Here is a 16,435-nt window from a genome sequence, read left to right on the forward strand (position 1 = left end):
AGCCGCCCCCGGGACAGCGAATCATGCGCCGAGCACAAACTTCCCGTCCGGGCCCTCGGCCGCGCGGCGGGTGCCCGCGTTTGAGTAGACACTGACCGACCAGAGTGATTCCTCGCTGAACGGGCCGAGGTGCCAGTCCGAAAAGCGGTGGGTCAGGGTGAGACCGGAGCCGGCAGCCGCCACGTCCTGCTGCGCAGGTCCGCCCCTGGCCTTCGTGGAAGTACCGATGATGAGGCGGCCACCCGGATTCAGGATCGAGGAGACCTGCTTGAAGATTTCCGGCAGAGCGTCACCAAGGAGGAAGGCCGGGACGTTCCCGGACATGAGGACGCAGTCATAGGCGCCCGGAAGTCCCCGTGTGCGCAGTGCCGAGGCAGACACGGCTCCGCCACTCAAGTTCTGAAACCAGGCCCGGTCGAACAGTTCGCGGGCGACCGTCAGGACGTCGTCGGACGGATCAATGCCGTACGCCATATGGCCGCGGGCCCGAAGCGCGCCGACCGCCGACCCGATACCGCAGCCGAGATCCAGGATGTAGGCCCGACGCGGACTCAGCATGTCGACGAACCGCGCGTCCACTTCGAGGTCGACGCCGGCGTCGACCAGGCCGCGCATCTTGGCGGCGTACGCGGCATAGCCGGGTCCGGGTCCGGGTCCGAGATTCACAGCATCAGTCTGCCCCGGCGCCGTCACGGCGTTCAGCGCCGCCAGCGATACGGGGTCGTCGTGGACACCCGGACCAGGCCGTAGCGCTCCAGGATCGGCCGTGAATATGCGGTGGAGTCGCTGTGGATGAGAGTCTTGCCCAGCGACAGCGCCGCACGTGCCCGGGCTGCGGTGACCGCGCGGTAGATCCCCCGGCCTCGCCACTGTTCGCGCGTAGCCCCGCCCCAGATCCCTGCGAAGTCCGTGTCCGGCACCGGTTCCAGCCGGCCTGCGCTGACGATCACCCCTGCATGTTCGGCCACCCACAGCTCCATGCCGTCGTCGCGGGCCATTCGGCGCAGGATCGCTTCGGCGTTTCCGTCCGAAACGGGACTGCCAAAGACCTCGTCCTGCATGGCGCTCATCGCCCGGATATCCGGTTCCTCCGTCACGCGCCGCAGGCTCACCCCAGGCGGCAGCGCCACGTCGACGTCGAGCGCATCGGCGGCCCCGATCATCACGGACTCGGTCTCCTCCGGCTCAAAACCATTCGCCAGCAACGCGTCGTGGAGCCCGGGCGCATGGTCGTGGCCGCGGGTCTTCCATTCAACCCGCGTGATGTCCGGATCCGCACGGTAGTACGCCACGGTCTCGGCCACCCACCGCGCGATCGTCTCTGCGCTGGCGCCGGCCAGGTCCGGGTAGGTCACAAACCCGCGGCCGCCCGCAAAGGTCACGAGCCGCAGCGGGCCCAGCCGCTCGACGGCGACCGCGCTGGGAGTCTCGGCGTCGGTGCGGAGTTGCTGGTCGTACGCCGCAAGGAGTGTTGAGGTATCCATCAGGCCCACGGTACAGCGGCAGGCCGGGTTGGCGTCGAAACCTGTCCTTCCGGGGCGCGTAGTACGGTAAGCGGTAGCACGGCCAGCATGGCCGGCCCGGGGGAGGTCAAGTGGGTACAAAGCGTCGGCTGGGCGCTGCGGTCGGGGTCGCCGGAGTTGCTGTCCTTCTTGTCAGACTCCTGGCCAAGGTCAACGATGCCGCGCGCTATCCGGACAGTCTTAAGGTTCTAGCCGTCGTCGTGCTTCTTTTGGCGGTGGTCATTCCCATTTGGCTGACGTGGCTGTTTCACAAAGCGAGAACGTTTAAGGCGCAGCTGCAACTGGCCCATCCCAGCGCGCTCGTCGTGGATACCTTCTGGACCGGGCGGGAACTCGGGCGGTTCCTCAAGAAAGGCCCGCTGTCACCGAAGGCGAAGGGGACCGGATACATCCTTGCCCTGGTTGCGGACGCCCGCGGGCTCCAGCTGGTCAGACCGCGACGGCGGCCCGTCTATTTCGGACTCGTGCCGTGGGAGCAGGTGGTCTCAGTGAGAATGGAAACCCTGCGGAGGCCGCTGGAGCGCCGGGCCATGGTGGTCATCGAAATTGAATCGTGGGGCACGCCGTATGTCGCCGTTTTCCGTCTGGTGCCTTCCGGGAGGCAGAACCGCGAAACAGGAATGGATCTCGCCGAGATGATCCTCGCAAAGAGGCCCCGTGTTCCTTTGCCGGAGAACCGTGCGTAGCATGGCAACCCTCGAGAACCTGGCCAACGTCAGGTCCGCCTATGACACGGTGGCCGAGGCATATGCGACGGCGCTCCCGGACACCAGCTTCGAGGCCCCACTGGATATGGCCATGATCGATGACTTCTGCGCCAGGCTTCTCGCCGTCCCCGGGCCCAAGGTGATCGACGCCGGATGCGGCGCCGGGCGCCTGAGCGCCTACCTCAGCAACGCCGGGCTGGACGTCATCGGGGTGGATCTCTCGCCGGGGATGGTCCGGGTGGCGCGGCGGAGCCATCCCGGGCTCGTCTTCGAAGTGGGCCAACTAACCGATCTCCCCGCTGCAGATGCTGCCGCGGACGGCATCCTTGCCTGGTACTCGATCATCCATTCAGCGCCGGCGAAGTTACCGGCGATCGCCCGCGAATTCTGGCGGGTGCTGCGCCCCGGCGGCCTGGCCCTCATCGCCTTCCAAGCCGGCAGCGGACACCGCGCGCTTGAACGCGCCTACGGGCACGACGTCGAACTCCGGGGGGAACTGCACTCCCCCGACGAAGTCGCGCTCCGCTTCACGGAGCAGGGCTTCGTGCTTGAGGCGCAACTTGTCCGGGCCGCACGGTCAATTGAAAAACACCCGCAGGCAATGCTCCTGGTGCGCAAACCCGTGGTCTCCGGACCCTAGCCACCGGCTGCCGGAGCGCCGTCGGCCCCTTAGTCCCCTTCGGCGGGCTGTCCGATGCGGATCCAGTATCGCCAAACCTTGTCAGTGCCGGAGTTGCTGCCCTCGCGCATTCCGCCCTGGCGCTCGATCGTTGCCTCCGAGGCGACGTTGCCCGCCGCGCAGACCAGCAGTACACGGTCCATCCCGTGGCGACGCGCCTCCTCGACCATCTGTCCAAGCGCCCAGGTTCCCAGGCCGCGGCCCCGCGCGGACGGCCGGATGCCGTAGCCGATGTGCCCGGCCCGGTCCACGGCCCTGTTGCCCTCGTGCCTCAGCGCGATCCCGCCGAGCACTTGTTCGCCGTCGATGATCCAGCGGTAAGTGCAAACGGCCGACTCCGCGGCCAGCCGATCCAGCCACGCCTCGAAACCGGCCCGAGACTCGACGTCGTCGTCCGGCAGCAGCCCGAAGCCATCCTCGTGGAGGCCTGGCCCCCACTCCGCGCGGGCCGCCAGCCAGGCCGCATGCAGGCGTTTCGCGGGAGCAGTCAGGGCAAGCATTCCGCAACTATATCGACGCCACCGGGCGCCGGCCCCGCCCGGCCGGCGCGGTAAAGTGGCACCCGGAAGATTCCTTCCCGGTCCCGCCACACATTCTTGAAAGGCTCGCTGCAATGAGCATGCTCGGCACCAAATGGAAGATCCACGGAAACGGCAAGTCCATTCGACCCGGCGAGGTTGTCCGGCCGGATGAGCGCCTCGCGTGGCCCCTGACAATCGGCGTGGGCATGCAGCACGTTGTCGCCATGTTCGGCGCCACCTTCCTGGTCCCGATCATCACGGGTATGCCGCCGGCCACCACCCTGTTCTTCTCCGGCATCGGCACCCTGCTGTTCCTCGTCATCACCAAGGGCCGGGTGCCCAGCTACCTCGGTTCCTCCTTCGCCTTCATCGCCCCGATCATGGCCTCACAGCAGCAGTACGGGATCCCCGGGGCGCTGGGCGGCGTGGTGCTCGCCGGCGTCGGGCTGGCCATCATCGGCGCCGTCGTGCAGAAGTTCGGCGCCGGCTGGATCAACCGCCTGATGCCGCCGATCGTCACCGGCGCCATCGTGGGCCTGATCGGCCTCAACCTCGCCCCCGCTGCCAAGAACAACTTCGATGCCGCCCCGATCACCGCCCTGATCACCCTCGCCGTGATCATCGTCGTCAGCGTCTTCTTCCGCGGAATCCTGGGCCGGCTGAGCATCCTGGTGGGCGTTGTGGTGGGCTACCTCGTCGCCATGATCCGCGGCGAGGTCAACTTCGCCAAGGTCGACGCCGCCGCGTGGGTGGGTCTCCCGCACTTCCAGACCCCCGAGTTCCACCTCGGCGTCGTCGGCTTGTTTGTGCCGGTGGTGCTGGTGCTGGTGGCGGAGAACATCGGCCACGTGAAGTCGGTTTCCGCCATGACCGGACAGAACCTCGACGGCGTCTCGGGACGCGCGCTGATGGCCGACGGCGCCGCGACGGTGCTGGCCGGCCTTGGCGGCGGCTCGGGCACCACTACCTATGCCGAGAACATCGGCGTTATGGCCGCCACGAAGGTTTATTCGACCGCGGCCTACTGGGTGGCCGGCATCTTCGCCGTTGTGCTGAGCTTCTCGCCGAAGTTCGGCGAACTGATCGCCACCGTCCCGGCGGGCGTACTCGGCGGCGCCGCCACCATGCTCTACGGCATGATCGGCGTCCTGGGCGTCAAGATCTGGGTGCAGAACAAGGTGAACTTCTCGAACCCGATCAACCTCACCACCGCCGCCGTGGCCCTGATCGTCGGCATCGCCGATTACACCTGGACTATCGGCGACCTGAAGTTCACCGGCATCGCGCTGGGCTCCGCGGCCGCCCTGGTGATCTACCACGGCATGAAGGCCATCGCGAAGGCCCGTGGCACCGTGGCCGAACCGGAAACCGAAGGCGCCGCCCCGGTCGCCGCGGTCAAGGCTGCGGTCAACGCAGCAGCGAAGCGCGCCCCGAAGAAGCGCCGCTAACCCCGGTCCGCGGCACAAGAAGGCCGGCGCCCTCCCACCATCTAGTCTGGTGGAAGGGCGCCGGCCTTCGGCGTGTGCGCGGCGGTTTAGCCGGCGTCGAACGATTCCTTGTCCTCGCCGTCGCGGTCCTTCGGAGCTTTCTCCTCCGGCAGGTCCGTGCCGCTGCCGTCCGGGATGCCAGCGGCGTCTTGGCCGGATTCCGAGGAGAACGGGCGGCCCGGCGCGGGTTCCTCGGTGTTGGCCGCGTCCATCTCCGCGTCCGAGGACGGCACCGCGCCGCCGCTTTCGGCGGACGCTTCGTTGCCCTGCTCGAATCCGGGTTCACTGCTTTCGTTTTCCGCGTTCATCTGCTCCTCCGTTCCTCCGAAGCGTCCAGCTCCGGGTTCTCCTGCACTGTCCTGGTCTTCGGCGCCGAACTGGCTCAGATCCGGCGCGCCGGCCGGGTACGTCTCGCCGTCCGGGCTGTCCTGGTTGAGGCCCGCGGCGTCGAAAGCCTCTTCTTCGCGCGGCTGGGCGAACGTCTTCCCATCTCCGCCTGGCATTTCCTGCTCCGCGGTGGGCGTACCGTAGCCGCCTGCTTCTTCCTCAGCGGCGTGTCCGTGCTGGTTTTCCTGAGTCATGTCGTTCCTCCTGCGCTCTGGCATTTGGCCGGTCGAATCTGGATGATCGGATCGAGGGGTAGGCCGCGCCCGGGGGGGCGCGTCCTACCGTATCTTCCACCGTACCGGAAAATCGTCAGTACGCTTAGTACCAAGTTTTCGATCCAGTTTAGGAGCGCTGATGCCGGACACCGGGGAAAGCCGCGAGGGCGGCCGGGACGAGACCTTCGACGAAAAGATGGACCGCAACTGGGCGGAGCTGCTGCAGGAACTCCGGGTGCTCCAGACGGGCGTCCAGATCCTTGCGGGCTTCCTGCTGACACTGCCCTTCCAGTCCCGATTCGAGACACTGGACGCCTTTGAGCTGACGCTCTACCTCGCGAACGTCGTCCTGGCGGCACTGACGACCGCCTTGATTCTGCTGCCGGTCAGCGCGCACCGCAGGCTCTTCCGCAAGGGGCTCAAGGAAACCCTCGTAGCGAGCGCGGACCGCATCGCGAAGGTGGCGCTGGCCGGCGTCGCCCTCCTGAGCGTGGGAACTTCGGCGCTGGTCTTCGATGTGGTGGCGGGACGGGCCGCCGGGCTTACGGCGGGGGCCGCACTGCTCGCCGTACTGTTGGCGTTGCTGGTCCTGATTCCCAACCGGCTCCGCCGTCGGGCCGTTCGGGGATAAGTCATGGCCGCTACAGACGTTCAGACCATTCATCCAGATTCAGGAGCAAAGATGCGCAAGTGGGCCAAGGAACACGGACTGCTGCTGGCCAACATCGGACTTTTCCTCGTCTTCTTCGGCGGCATGGTGGTCAGCGGGGCGGCCGACTACAGCGAGGACCAAGTGTCCCACGGCCAGTCCGCCGTCGGAATCTTCGAGTACCTCGGTACCGGCGCCTTCCTTGAGGCGACCTTTGAGAACTGGGAGTCGGAGTTCCTGCAGATGGGCATGTACGTCATCCTGACGGTGTTCCTCTTCCAAAAAGGCTCCTCCGAGTCCAAACCGATCGGAACGAAAGCCCCGCAGGATGAGGACCCGCGGCACGCCACGATCAAGGCGGCAACGCCGTGGCCGGTCCGCCGCGGTGGGTGGGTGCTCAAGCTCTACGAGCACTCCCTCTCGATCATGTTCGCGCTGCTGTTCCTGATGTCCGTCGTGCTGCACGCGGTCGGCGGCAGCGAGGAGTACAGCCAGGAACAGCAGGCCCACGGCCAGCCGGGTGTCACGGTGCTGGGCTATCTCGCCACAAGCCGGTTCTGGTTCGAGTCATTCCAAAACTGGCAAAGCGAGTTCCTCGCCGTCGCGGTGCTGGTGGGCGCCTCCGTATACCTGCGCGAGCGAGGCTCGCCGGAGTCCAAGCCGGTGGCCGAGCCGCACTACGAAACCGGCGCATGACCCGGACGCCTACTCCGCGGGGCGGTCCCTTCGCCCGGCGGCGTCGCCAGGCGGTTCCTCGCCCTCGGCAGGCTCGTAGGTGTGGTCGAACGGCATCTCGTTGAGGTCGAGGTTTTCGTTGGAGTCCTGGCCGGCCACGAGTTCGTGGGCTTCCTCAATCGTGTCGACGCTGGGCATGGAGCCCTTCAGCGGCTTGCCCGCCGTCTCCGTGATGAAGTAGACCGCCACAGCCCCGATCGCCGAGGTGGCCATCAGGTAGTACGCCGGCATCATTTCGTTGCCCGTCCCCGCAATCAGCGACGCGATAATGAACGGCGCCGTGCCGCCGAAGATGGCCACGGCGAAGTTGTAGGCGATGCCCATGGCCCCGTACCGGCTCTCGGTCGGGAAGAGCGCGGGCAGCGCCGAGGCCAGGTTGGCCACGTAGAACGTCAGTGGAAAGGCGATCAGCGCCAGGCCCAGCAGGGTGGACCAGATGGCGCCGATGCCGATCAGGAGGAAGGCCGGGGCGGCCAGCACCACGGTGCCGAGCGAACCGATCCAGAGCACCGGCCGCCGCCCGATCCGGTCCGAGAGCTTGCCCGTGAACGGAATCGCGGCGGACATCAGCACCAGGATCGGGATGGTCAGCAGAGTGCCGTGGAGTTCGTCGTAGCCCTTGTTGGACGTCAGGTACGTCGGCATGTAGGACGTCAGCGCATAGCCGACCGTGTTGGCGGCGGCCACCAGGATCATGGCGAGCAGGATTCCGCGCCAATGCGAAGCGAAGATCGCGACCGGTCCCTTGGTTTCCGCGGCCTCCCCCGCCGGAGCGCCGGCGGCCTGCGCGTCGAGGCTCGCCTGGAACGCCGGGGACTCCTCGATCTTCATCCTGAAGTAGATGGCAATCAGGCCCAGCGGCCCGGCAATCAGGAACGGGAGCCGCCAGCCCCAGGCCTCCATCGCCTCCCCGCCGAGGGTGACCTGCAGCAGCGTGACGAGGGCCGCCCCGATGGCAAAGCCCATGTAGCTGCCGAGGTCCAGGAAGCTGGCAAAGTAGCCGCGCCGGGCGTCCGGGGCGTGTTCGCTGACAAACGTGGTGGCACCGGCGTATTCGCCGCCGGTTGAGAAGCCCTGGATCAGCTTGGTGGCCACCAGCAGGACGGCGGCCCAGATGCCGAGGACGGCGTAGCCGGGCAGCAGCCCCACCACGAAGGTGGAGGCCGCCATGATGATGAGGGTCATGGCGAGGACCCGCTGGCGGCCGATCTTGTCGCCCAGCCAGCCGAAGAACACGCCGCCCAGCGGCCGCGCGATGAAAGTCGCGCCGAAGGTGCCGAGCAGGAACAGGTTCTGCACCGTCTTGTCCGCCTCGGGCAGGAAGACCGGGCCCATGGTGGTGATCAGGTAGCCAAACACGCCGACGTCGTACCATTCCATCGTGTTTCCGACGATGGTGCCGCCGAGGGCCTTGCGCATGACGCGGCGGTCAACAACGTTGATGTGTTCGACCTCGAGCCGGCGCTCCTGGAGCCTGGACCGGCGGGGGCTGTTGCGCTTCATGGACATGGTGCTCTCCTGGGCAGGGCCACGGTTTTGCGCGTGGCCCTGGCAGGGAGTCACGGCCCCCAATTGAGGCCAGTTTAAGTCCAAGCCATGCCTGAGACCAGAGTTGGAGCGCCCGGAGTGCTCGCCCGGCCGGCGGGTTACGCCCCTTCGAGCACCTGGCTGGTGGTCCAGGCCAGGTACTTCGCGGCCTTCGCGATCGCTTCCTCGGGGCTCGGCGCCGCGTCCAGCAGCTGGGCGGCCGCGACTACCCCGTGGCGGGCCAGCTCGTCCGGGGTGACAAGGATCCGGCCGGCGACCATGATCACCGGGATGCCGAGCGCGTGCGCGGCGTCGGCCAGGGCAATGGGCGCCTTCCCGGTCAGTGACTGGGAGTCCAGCGAGCCCTCCCCCGTGATCACCAGATCAGCGTCCGCGAGCTTTTCGGCCAGCCCGGTGAGCCCGGCCACAAGGTCGAACCCGCCTTCCAGTACGGCGTTCGTGAAGGCCAGGAACGACGCCGGGAACCCGCCGGCCGCGCCCGCGCCCGGGACGTTGACGTCCCGGCCGCTGGCCTGCCGCAGCACCGAGGCCCAGTTGCGCAGCCCGGCGTCGAGCACTTCCCTGGTGTCCTCGTCGGCACCCTTCTGGGGGCCGAAGACGTGGGCCGCACCTTCAGGCCCGTAAAGGGGATTCTGCACATCCACGGCGATCCGGAACTTCACGGCTGCAAGCCGGGGATCCAGTCCGGCGACGTCGACGGCGGCGACCTCGGCGAGCGAGCCGCCGCCGAGGGGCACCACGTTCCCGGCGTCGTCGACGGGCTTGAGGCCCAGGGCACGCAAGGCGCCGCTGCCGCCGTCGCTCATCGCCGAGCCGCCCACGCCCAGCACGATTTCGGTCGCGCCGGCGTCGAGCGCGGCCGCGATCAGCTGCCCGCATCCGTAGCTATGCGCGCGCAAGGCGTTCGCCGGGGTCGGTTCCATGTGCGCGAGCCCGGATGCCTGTGCCGTCTCGATGACCGCGGTGGCGCCGCCGAAGGCATCCTGGCGGATGGCCCAGGCCGCCCCGATCGGGGCCAGGATCGGCCCGACGACGGCATTCAGGCGTTCCTCGTATCCGGCCGCGACGGCGGCCTCCAGGGTGCCTTCACCGCCGTCGGCCACCGGGAACTGGACGGTTTCGGCGTCGGGGTACACCCGCAGGGCGCCCTCGGCCATGGCGGCGGCGGCTTCGGCGGCGGTCAGGGAGCCCTTGAACTTGTCCGGGGCGATCAGGATACGCATGGCTCCATCCTGCCAGCCGGCACCGACTTTCCCGCACCGCGACAAGGCCGGGGCGCGGTAGTAACGTGGGCACTTCCGGAAACCCGGCAACCTCCCGCGGCAGTCCGCGGCCGTATTGGCACGCTTCCGCGGGACCAGAGCACAGGAGGAAACGGTGGGCGACAGCAGACAGGCCAGCGGAACCGGGCCCGGCATCAAGGGACTCGTCTTGGTCCGGCACGGGGAAAGCGAAGGAAACGTTGCTGCCACGCTTGCCCGTGAGGCGGGGGCGCACGTCATCAACGTCCCGGCGCGCGACGCCGACGTCGGACTCTCCGAGACCGGCCGGGAACAGGCGCTGGCGCTGGGCCGCCTGCTGGCCGCCGTCTCCGAAACGGACCGTGCCGCCGTGTGGTCCTCCCCGTACGCCCGCGCACGCCAGACCGCCCAACTCGCCGTCCAGACCGGCGGGTGGCAGGTGCGGATCCGGCTGGATGAACGGCTCCGCGACCGCGAACTCGGGATCCTGGACATGCTGACCTCCGCCGGCGTGGAAGCCCGGCTGCCGGAGGAAGCCCAGCGGCGGCGGTGGCTGGGGAAGTTCTACTACCGGCCGCCGGGCGGCGAGTCGTGGGCCGATGTCGTGCTGCGGCTGCGGTCGCTACTTGCCGATCTGGACCGCGACCACCCGGGCGAAGAGGTTCTGCTGGTCTGCCACGACGCCTTGATTGTGCTGTTTCGCTACATTCTCGAGGGCCTCACGGAGGCAGAATTGCTGGACATCGCCGCCACCACCAGCGTCCTGAACGCCTCGGTCAGCCGCTTCGTGCGGAGGGATTCCACGGGGGCGTGGGAGCTGGAAAGCTTCAATATGGCGGACCATCTGACGGAGCACGGCGTCCCCGTCACCGAGCACGCGGGAGACGCAAATGTCCATCCGCGCTGAGGCCGCCGCCCAACTGACACCCACGCTGCTGCGCGGCTGGCCGCTGCCCGGCGGCGGCGCCGGCAAGGACGACCGCGGTTCGGTACTCGTGGTCGGCGGTTCCCGTAAAACGCCGGGTGCAGCCCTGCTGGCCGGCATCGCGGCCCTGCGCTCCGGGGCCGGGCGGCTGACCCTTGCGACGGCGGAGTCGACGGCGGTTCCGCTGGCCGTCGCGTTTCCCGAGTCCGGCGTGGTGGGCCTGCCGGAGACGGCGCGCGGATCGGTGAAAGGCCCCTCGGCCTCGCTGCTGGCCGACGAAGTGGAGGCCGCCGACGCCGTCCTCATCGGGCCCGGACTGGACGACAAGGATGAGACGCTGGCGCTCCTCCGGGGCCTGCTGCTCCCGGGGCGGGGGCGGCCGAAGCGCGGCCCCGCCGTCGTGCTCGACGCCTATGCCCTGGGCTGCCTGCCCGAGCTGGTCGACGAACTGAAGCCTTGGGCGGGCAGGCTGATCCTCACCCCGAACATCACCGAAGGCGGCATCCTGCTGGGCCGGGATGTTGAGGACCTCAAGCGGGACGTGCCGAAGATTGCCGAGGCCTACCAGGCTGTGGTGAGCTGCCAGGGGGTGATCGCGGAACCGGGCGGGGACCTTTGGGAAATCACCACCGGACACAGCGGGCTCGGCACCTCCGGGAGCGGCGACGTCCTGGCCGGCGCCATCGCAGGCCTCCGGGCACGCGGCACCACCGACGCGCAGGCCGCCTGCTGGGGTTCCCACCTGCATGCCGCCGCCGGCGATAGGCTCGCGAGCCGACTCGGCGGATTGGGCTATCTGGCCCGAGAGCTCTGCGACGAATTACCTGCGCTGATGGTGGAACTCAGCAGCTGAGCACCACAGCCGGCGGGCCGAAACGGCACCTCAGTCCCCCCACTGCCCCCGCTCCTGCAGGACCGCCTTCAGCAGGTCGGCCCGATCGGTGACGATCCCGTCCACCCCGAGGTCCAGGAGCCGGTGCATCTCGGCCGGTTCGTTGATGGTCCAGACGTGCACGTGCAGGCCGTGGCGGTGGGCGCGGCGGACGAACCCGGCCGTCACCACGGTCATGGCGCCGTAGCGGACCGGGACCTGCAGGGCGTGGACGCCGCGGAGCACCCTGTCCGCCACCCGGCGGAGCAGGGGCGCGGGAAGCAGCGCGCCCAGCAGCACAAAGAGCGCGTTGGAGGCCATGCCGGCGGAGCTTGCGGCGGGACGGCTGAGGCGGCGCAGCACCGCGCGCCGCCGCCGGTCCGAGAAACTGGCAATCAGGACGCGGTCGTGCAGGCCGTACTGCTCGATCGCCGCGGCCAGGGTTTCCACCGAGTTCCAGTCCTTGACGTCGAGGTTGAGCCGGACCTCCGGGAACTCCGTGACGAGTTCGGCCAGCAGTGGGATCGGCTCCGCGCCGGCGATCCGGGCCTTGGCCACGGTCTCGGCAGACAGCTCGGAAATGCGGCCGCTGCCGTCCGTGACCCGGTCCAGTGTTTCGTCGTGGAAGAGCAGCAGGACGCCGTCGGCGGTGGTGTGCACGTCGGTTTCCAGGTAGCGGTAGCCGAGGGCGACGGCGGCGCGGAACGCGGCCATGGAGTTCTCGGCGCCCTCCGGCGAGAAGCCGCGGTGGGCCATCGCTACGGTCTCGCCCGCGGCGCTGCCGGAGGCGAGGAAGGGGTGCGCGTCGGTCACTCTTGAAGCGTACCGGAGCGGTTCGCTCAGGATCCCTGCGGCAGGATCTCCACCCCGTCGCTGCAGTGCAGCAGCGTGCGGCCGCCGCCGTCGAGGTCCACCCAGACCGTGGTGTGGTCCACCGTCAGCGCGTCCACGAACCCGCCGGTCTCATAGCCGGGCGCGAGCCGGACCCGCACGCGGTCGCCCTGGCGCAGGCTCTGCCAGTGAGCGTCCGGGTCCACCCGCCGCAGCGGCTGCTCATCAAGATGTCGGTTACCGTTCCTGGCCATGATTGCCCCACTTCAGTCATACGATCCGTTCGGTGCTGCCAGCCTAGGAGACCAAGGTGAACGGCAGTTGTCAGCCAGCTGGGAATCCCGTGACCGCCGGGTGCCGGCCGGTTTAGGGAGGCGGCGGGACTTTACGGGAGCCGGACACCCAGTTCGGCGAGCTTGGCTTCGAGGATCTGGGCCACGCCGTCGTCGTCGAAGTGCGGTGCCTGCTGGCCGGCGGCGCGGATGGCCTCGGGGTGGCCGCTGGCCATGGCGTAGCCGTGCCCGGCCCAGCGCAGCATCTCGATGTCGTTGGGCATGTCGCCGAACGCCACCACGTCCTGCGCCTGAACGCCCAGGGACGCCGCGTATTCGGCCAGGGTCACGGCTTTGTTGACGCCGGGCAGGGACAGCTCCAGCAGCGCGATGTTGGGTGCGGAGTGCGTGGCGGCGGCCAGGTGCGCGACGGCCGGGGACACCTCGGCCAGGAATTCGTCCGCGGTTCCTTCCCGGACGATCGCGAGGAACTTCACGACGGCGTCGTCGGCAGTGAGCGTCTCGTGCAGCGGGGCCGGCGTGAATTCGGCGAGCAGCCCGGTGGAGCCGGTGCCGAGGAAGCCCGGTTCCAGGTGGAATCCGGTGAGGGTTTCGGCGGCGAACAGCGCGGAGGGACGCAGCCGCTGGATGATGCGGCGGGCCTCGAAAACGGCGTCGAGCTCCAGCGCCCGGGCGGAGACCACCCTATCCGCCTCGAGGTCCCAGACCACCGCGCCGTTGGAGCAGATGACCGTGCCGGCATGGCCCAGCTGGTCCTGCAGCGGGTGCAGCCAGCGCGGCGGGCGGCCAGTGACAAAGACCAGTTCCACTCCGGCGTCGCGGCAGGCGTGGAAGGCGCGCACGGTCCGGTCGCTGATGTTGCCGTCGTGGCCGAGGATCGTTCCGTCAATATCACTTGCTACCAGCCGCATACTGCCAGTCTACGTGGGCGGCGCCGGGCGGCGGCCGGGGGACGGCAGGCGGGACAGCACACGCCGACGGCGGTCAGAATCGTTCGTAGATGCCGGTCATGGTGGCCCGGGCAAGGACGTGCGGGCCCAGCTTGCCTTCCAGCTTGGCCGGGGACGCACCGGCGTCGAGCCCGGACTTCTCCACGTTCAGGGCGAGCACCGTGATGACGTAGCGGTGCGGACCGTGGCCCTTGGGCGGGGCCGCCCCGAGGTAGCCGGCCGAACCGCCGTCGTTCCGGAGCTGGAAGGCACCGAGGGGCAGGCCTCCGCCGTGGCGTGAGCCGGCGCCGGCGGCCAGCGAGGTGATGTCCGCCGGGAGGTCCAGCACGGCCCAGTGCCAGAAACCTCCGTGGCCCGGGGCGTCCGGGTCGAACACCGTAACGGCGTAGCTCCGGGTGCCGGCCGGGGCGCCGCTCCATTGCAGCGGCGGTGATTCGTCCCGGCCGCCGGGTCCGGTCGAGGCACCGCGCTGGGCCGCGGGCAGGATCTGGCCGTCCTCGAAGGTGTCGCTGCGGAGCGTGAAGGTTGCCATGGCTTCCTCTCAGTTGCTGGTGAGGCCCGCACTTTCCGGGTCGAGTTCCATCCGGTTCACTTCGGCCCGCGTCGGCGGGTTGGCGCCGGCGCGGGAGACCGTGACGGCAGCCGCAGCGGCGGCGTGGGCGAGGAGTTCGCGCAGGCTGCCGGCCGAAAGTTCGCGCAGGTCCTTGCGGTTCTGTGCCCCGTTGAGGCCCAGGTCCACGATGCCGGAGAGCAGCGCCGCCATAAAGGAGTCGCCCGCGCCGACGGTGTCCGCGACTTTCACCGGCGGCGCCGGGACGTGCGCCTCGCCGGCGGCGTTCACCGCCCACGGGCCGGAGGCGCCGCGCGTGACCACCACCATGGCGGGCCCCTCCGACCCGCCGAGCGAGAGCCAGCGCCGCGCCGAATCCAGCGGATCCACGCCGGGGTAAAGCCATTCGAGGTCCTCATCGGAGGCCTTGACCACGTCCGCGAGCGTGACGAACTTTTCGGCCTGGCGGCGCGCGTAGTCGGCGTCAGTGATGATGCTGGGCCGGCAGTTGGGATCGAAGCTCACCGTGGTCGACGGGTGGGCATGTTCGACGGCGGCGAGCACATCCGCGGCGCCGGGCGCCAGCATGGTCGCGATCGAGCCGGTGTGCAGCAGCGTGCTGCCCTGCAACATAAACGGCAGCCGGTCCGCAAGGCCGGGCAATTCCCACGCGAGGTCGAAGATGTAGCTCGCGGCGCCGTCGTCGTCGATCTGGGCAGTGGCCACCGACGTCGGCAATTCGTCGGGTCCGAGCGGGAGCAGCACAGAACTGGACCGCAGGTGCGCCGCGACGGCCTCCCCGTAGGCGTCCCGCCCGAAACGCCCGATGAACTGCACCGGGTGGTCCAGCCGGGCCAGGCCCACCGCGACATTCAGGGGGCTGCCGCCCACATGGGCCTGGATACCTGAGGAGCGCTGGACGACATCAACCAGGGCCTCACCGATGACTGTGAGCATGCTCATACTCTGCCAGAGAACGCGTCGCGGCGCTCCTGTGAACCGGAGTTGGATGATTTGGCGGTATACCCCCAGGGGTATATCCTTTTGGAATGGCAGACCTCAACATCCCGGCCGGGCGGAGCGCCGTCGTGCTGGGCCTGCGCCAAAATCTTGCCCAGTTCATGCTGCTCGTGGCGGTCAACGCCCTCGTCGGCGGCACCCTTGGCCAGGAGCGCACCGTCCTGCCCCTGCTGGCCAGCGACGTTTTCCATCTCGACAAGTACACGAGCGCGCTGACCTACATCCTGGCCTTCGGCCTGGCCAAGGCGGCAACCAACTACTTCGCCGGGACCCTCTCGGACCGCTTTGGACGCAAGCCGGTGCTGGTGGCGGGGTGGCTGATCGCCCTCCCCGTCCCGCTGCTGCTGATCTTCGGCACCAGCTGGTCCTGGATCGTTGCCGCCAACGTGATCCTGGGCATGAGCCAGGGCCTGACCTGGTCCACCACGGTGGTCATGAAGATGGACCTGGTGGGCCCGAACCGGCGCGGCCTGGCGATGGGCTTCAACGAGGCCGCGGGCTATCTGGGCGTGGCCGGCACCGCCCTATTCACCGGTTACCTCGCCGCCTCCTACAGCCTGCGTCCGGCGCCGTTCCTGCTCGGCGCCGCGTACATCGCCCTGGGCCTGGGCCTGTCCGTACTTGCCGTGAAAGAGACACACCACCACGCGAAGGCCGAGGCCGCGAACCACGTGGAAGCGCACAGCGGTGCCGGAGCGGCTCTCAGCACCCGCGAAATCTTCACCCTGACCAGCTTCCGGGACCGTTCGCTCTCTTCCGTGAGCCAGGCCGGGCTGGTGAACAACCTCAACGACGGGCTGGCCTGGGGACTGTTTCCGGTGCTCTTCGCCGGCGCCGGCCTCTCGATCGAGCGGATCGGCATCCTCGCGGCGGTGTACCCGGCGGTCTGGGGCGCGGTGCAGTTGGTCACCGGCGCGGCCTCGGACCGGCTGGGCCGCAAGTGGCTGATTGCGGCCGGCATGTTCGTCCAGGCCGCGGGGCTCGCGATTGTGGCCGCTGGGCATGGCTTCGAAATCTGGCTGCTGGCGGCCGTCCTGCTCGGCGTCGGCACGGCCATGGTCTACCCCACCCTGCTGGCGGCCATCGGCGATGTGGCCCACCCGCAGTGGCGTGCGCGGTCGGTCGGCATCTACCGGCTGTGGCGCGACGGCGGTTTCGCCGTGGGCGCGCTGCTGTCCGGGCTGCTCGCGGACGCTTACGGCATTCCGGTGGCGATCTTCGTCGTCGCCGGCGTGACCGCGGTGTCCGGGCTCGTCGTCGCGGTCAGGATGCGCGGCACCGACCACCACGCGTAGCGCGGCGG

19 protein-coding genes are annotated in these 16,435 nt (G+C 68.9%); 8 read left to right on the top strand and 11 right to left on the bottom strand.

The annotated features are described in order from the left end of the window. Nucleotides 1-21 precede the first annotated feature (21 nt). Together AC6I9V_RS08020 and AC6I9V_RS08025 are read right to left on the bottom strand one after the other, a co-directional pair. Nucleotides 22-666: a class I SAM-dependent methyltransferase gene (locus tag AC6I9V_RS08020; RefSeq protein ID WP_497899003.1), complete on the bottom strand. Its 645-nt coding sequence runs from the start codon at nt 664-666 to the stop codon at nt 22-24. Nucleotides 667-698: 32 nt separating this feature from the next. Next, nucleotides 699-1,484 carry a GNAT family N-acetyltransferase gene (locus AC6I9V_RS08025; protein WP_497899004.1) on the bottom strand — a complete coding sequence of 262 codons (786 nt, stop codon included), beginning with the start codon at nt 1,482-1,484 and terminating at the stop codon, nt 699-701. Between the two features lie 110 nt (nt 1,485-1,594). Between AC6I9V_RS08025 and AC6I9V_RS08030 the strand changes: the two genes are divergently transcribed. Together AC6I9V_RS08030 and AC6I9V_RS08035 are read left to right on the top strand one after the other, a co-directional pair. Further along, a complete protein-coding gene (locus tag AC6I9V_RS08030) occupies nt 1,595-2,209 on the top strand; it encodes a hypothetical protein (RefSeq protein ID WP_497899005.1) in 615 nt (204 codons plus the stop codon). 1 nt (nt 2,210) lies between these two features. Continuing rightward, on the top strand, nt 2,211-2,870 hold the full coding sequence (locus AC6I9V_RS08035; RefSeq protein WP_497899006.1) for a class I SAM-dependent DNA methyltransferase: 660 nt from the start codon (nt 2,211-2,213) through the stop codon (nt 2,868-2,870). A 29-nt stretch (nt 2,871-2,899) separates the two neighbouring features. Here the strand turns inward: AC6I9V_RS08035 and AC6I9V_RS08040 are convergent, their stop codons facing one another. After that, the gene (locus tag AC6I9V_RS08040; RefSeq protein WP_497899007.1) at nt 2,900-3,409 is read right to left on the bottom strand and encodes a GNAT family N-acetyltransferase; all 510 of its coding nucleotides are present in this window, start codon (nt 3,407-3,409) and stop codon (nt 2,900-2,902) included. A 113-nt stretch (nt 3,410-3,522) separates the two neighbouring features. Between AC6I9V_RS08040 and AC6I9V_RS08045 the strand changes: the two genes are divergently transcribed. Continuing rightward, nucleotides 3,523-4,878 (top strand): uracil-xanthine permease family protein, encoded by a 1,356-nt coding sequence (locus tag AC6I9V_RS08045; protein WP_497899008.1) that lies wholly within the window; start codon nt 3,523-3,525, stop codon nt 4,876-4,878. 86 nt (nt 4,879-4,964) lie between these two features. Here AC6I9V_RS08045 and AC6I9V_RS08050 read toward each other — a convergent pair whose 3' ends face one another. After that, nucleotides 4,965-5,498, bottom strand: coding sequence for a hypothetical protein (locus tag AC6I9V_RS08050; protein ID WP_497899009.1), 534 nt, complete (start codon nt 5,496-5,498; stop codon nt 4,965-4,967). A 160-nt stretch (nt 5,499-5,658) separates the two neighbouring features. Here AC6I9V_RS08050 and AC6I9V_RS08055 point away from each other — a divergent pair, with 160 nt between their 5' ends. Next, nucleotides 5,659-6,150 carry a DUF6328 family protein gene (locus AC6I9V_RS08055; RefSeq protein ID WP_497899010.1) on the top strand — a complete coding sequence of 164 codons (492 nt, stop codon included), beginning with the start codon at nt 5,659-5,661 and terminating at the stop codon, nt 6,148-6,150. Between the two features lie 51 nt (nt 6,151-6,201). Further along, nucleotides 6,202-6,864: a DUF6766 family protein gene (locus AC6I9V_RS08060; RefSeq protein ID WP_349414634.1), complete on the top strand. Its 663-nt coding sequence runs from the start codon at nt 6,202-6,204 to the stop codon at nt 6,862-6,864. Nucleotides 6,865-6,873: 9 nt separating this feature from the next. Here AC6I9V_RS08060 and AC6I9V_RS08065 read toward each other — a convergent pair whose 3' ends face one another. Then, the gene (locus AC6I9V_RS08065; RefSeq protein ID WP_497899011.1) at nt 6,874-8,412 is read right to left on the bottom strand and encodes an MFS transporter; all 1,539 of its coding nucleotides are present in this window, start codon (nt 8,410-8,412) and stop codon (nt 6,874-6,876) included. Between the two features lie 137 nt (nt 8,413-8,549). Continuing rightward, on the bottom strand, nt 8,550-9,674 hold the full coding sequence (locus AC6I9V_RS08070; protein ID WP_497899012.1) for a glycerate kinase: 1,125 nt from the start codon (nt 9,672-9,674) through the stop codon (nt 8,550-8,552). 154 nt (nt 9,675-9,828) lie between these two features. Between AC6I9V_RS08070 and AC6I9V_RS08075 the strand changes: the two genes are divergently transcribed. Beyond that, nucleotides 9,829-10,599, top strand: coding sequence for a histidine phosphatase family protein (locus tag AC6I9V_RS08075; RefSeq protein ID WP_349414629.1), 771 nt, complete (start codon nt 9,829-9,831; stop codon nt 10,597-10,599). Next, entirely contained in the window at nt 10,583-11,470 is an 888-nt protein-coding gene (locus tag AC6I9V_RS08080) for an NAD(P)H-hydrate dehydratase (RefSeq protein WP_497899013.1), read from the top strand. The genes AC6I9V_RS08075 and AC6I9V_RS08080 overlap by 17 nt, the downstream gene beginning before the upstream one ends. A 30-nt stretch (nt 11,471-11,500) precedes the next feature. Here AC6I9V_RS08080 and AC6I9V_RS08085 read toward each other — a convergent pair whose 3' ends face one another. From AC6I9V_RS08085 to AC6I9V_RS08105, 5 genes are all read right to left on the bottom strand, one after another. Continuing rightward, complete coding sequence (locus tag AC6I9V_RS08085; RefSeq protein WP_497899014.1) at nt 11,501-12,301, bottom strand: glycerophosphodiester phosphodiesterase family protein; 801 nt, start codon at nt 12,299-12,301, stop codon at nt 11,501-11,503. Between the two features lie 26 nt (nt 12,302-12,327). Further along, a complete protein-coding gene (locus tag AC6I9V_RS08090) occupies nt 12,328-12,573 on the bottom strand; it encodes a hypothetical protein (protein WP_349414623.1) in 246 nt (81 codons plus the stop codon). Nucleotides 12,574-12,704: 131 nt separating this feature from the next. After that, nucleotides 12,705-13,523, bottom strand: a complete 819-nt coding sequence (locus AC6I9V_RS08095) for an HAD family hydrolase (protein WP_497899015.1) — start codon at nt 13,521-13,523, stop codon at nt 12,705-12,707. A gap of 73 nt (nt 13,524-13,596) precedes the next feature. After that, the gene (locus tag AC6I9V_RS08100) at nt 13,597-14,094 is read right to left on the bottom strand and encodes a YbhB/YbcL family Raf kinase inhibitor-like protein (protein ID WP_497899016.1); all 498 of its coding nucleotides are present in this window, start codon (nt 14,092-14,094) and stop codon (nt 13,597-13,599) included. 9 nt (nt 14,095-14,103) lie between these two features. Next, nucleotides 14,104-15,069, bottom strand: coding sequence for a carbohydrate kinase family protein (locus tag AC6I9V_RS08105; RefSeq protein WP_497899017.1), 966 nt, complete (start codon nt 15,067-15,069; stop codon nt 14,104-14,106). 92 nt (nt 15,070-15,161) lie between these two features. On the opposite strand from AC6I9V_RS08105, the gene AC6I9V_RS08110 reads away from it, so the two are divergent. Next, complete coding sequence (locus AC6I9V_RS08110) at nt 15,162-16,427, top strand: MFS transporter (protein ID WP_497899018.1); 1,266 nt, start codon at nt 15,162-15,164, stop codon at nt 16,425-16,427. Nucleotides 16,428-16,435 lie beyond the last annotated feature (8 nt).

This window comes from Arthrobacter sp. SlRoot2-15, assembly GCF_059739345.1.

Coding starts and splice junctions, on each gene's coding strand:
- AC6I9V_RS08090 (WP_349414623.1), bottom strand. CDS start 12,573: ATGGCCAGGAACGGTAACCGACATCTTGATGAGCAGCCGCTGCGGCGG.
- AC6I9V_RS08045 (WP_497899008.1), top strand. CDS start 3,523: ATGAGCATGCTCGGCACCAAATGGAAGATCCACGGAAACGGCAAGTCC.
- AC6I9V_RS08070 (WP_497899012.1), bottom strand. CDS start 9,674: ATGCGTATCCTGATCGCCCCGGACAAGTTCAAGGGCTCCCTGACCGCC.
- AC6I9V_RS08050 (WP_497899009.1), bottom strand. CDS start 5,498: ATGACTCAGGAAAACCAGCACGGACACGCCGCTGAGGAAGAAGCAGGC.
- AC6I9V_RS08025 (WP_497899004.1), bottom strand. CDS start 1,484: ATGGATACCTCAACACTCCTTGCGGCGTACGACCAGCAACTCCGCACC.
- AC6I9V_RS08035 (WP_497899006.1), top strand. CDS start 2,211: ATGGCAACCCTCGAGAACCTGGCCAACGTCAGGTCCGCCTATGACACG.
- AC6I9V_RS08110 (WP_497899018.1), top strand. CDS start 15,162: ATGGCAGACCTCAACATCCCGGCCGGGCGGAGCGCCGTCGTGCTGGGC.
- AC6I9V_RS08080 (WP_497899013.1), top strand. CDS start 10,583: ATGTCCATCCGCGCTGAGGCCGCCGCCCAACTGACACCCACGCTGCTG.
- AC6I9V_RS08100 (WP_497899016.1), bottom strand. CDS start 14,094: ATGGCAACCTTCACGCTCCGCAGCGACACCTTCGAGGACGGCCAGATC.
- AC6I9V_RS08040 (WP_497899007.1), bottom strand. CDS start 3,409: ATGCTTGCCCTGACTGCTCCCGCGAAACGCCTGCATGCGGCCTGGCTG.
- AC6I9V_RS08060 (WP_349414634.1), top strand. CDS start 6,202: ATGCGCAAGTGGGCCAAGGAACACGGACTGCTGCTGGCCAACATCGGA.
- AC6I9V_RS08055 (WP_497899010.1), top strand. CDS start 5,659: ATGCCGGACACCGGGGAAAGCCGCGAGGGCGGCCGGGACGAGACCTTC.
- AC6I9V_RS08065 (WP_497899011.1), bottom strand. CDS start 8,412: ATGTCCATGAAGCGCAACAGCCCCCGCCGGTCCAGGCTCCAGGAGCGC.
- AC6I9V_RS08105 (WP_497899017.1), bottom strand. CDS start 15,069: ATGCTCACAGTCATCGGTGAGGCCCTGGTTGATGTCGTCCAGCGCTCC.
- AC6I9V_RS08095 (WP_497899015.1), bottom strand. CDS start 13,523: ATGCGGCTGGTAGCAAGTGATATTGACGGAACGATCCTCGGCCACGAC.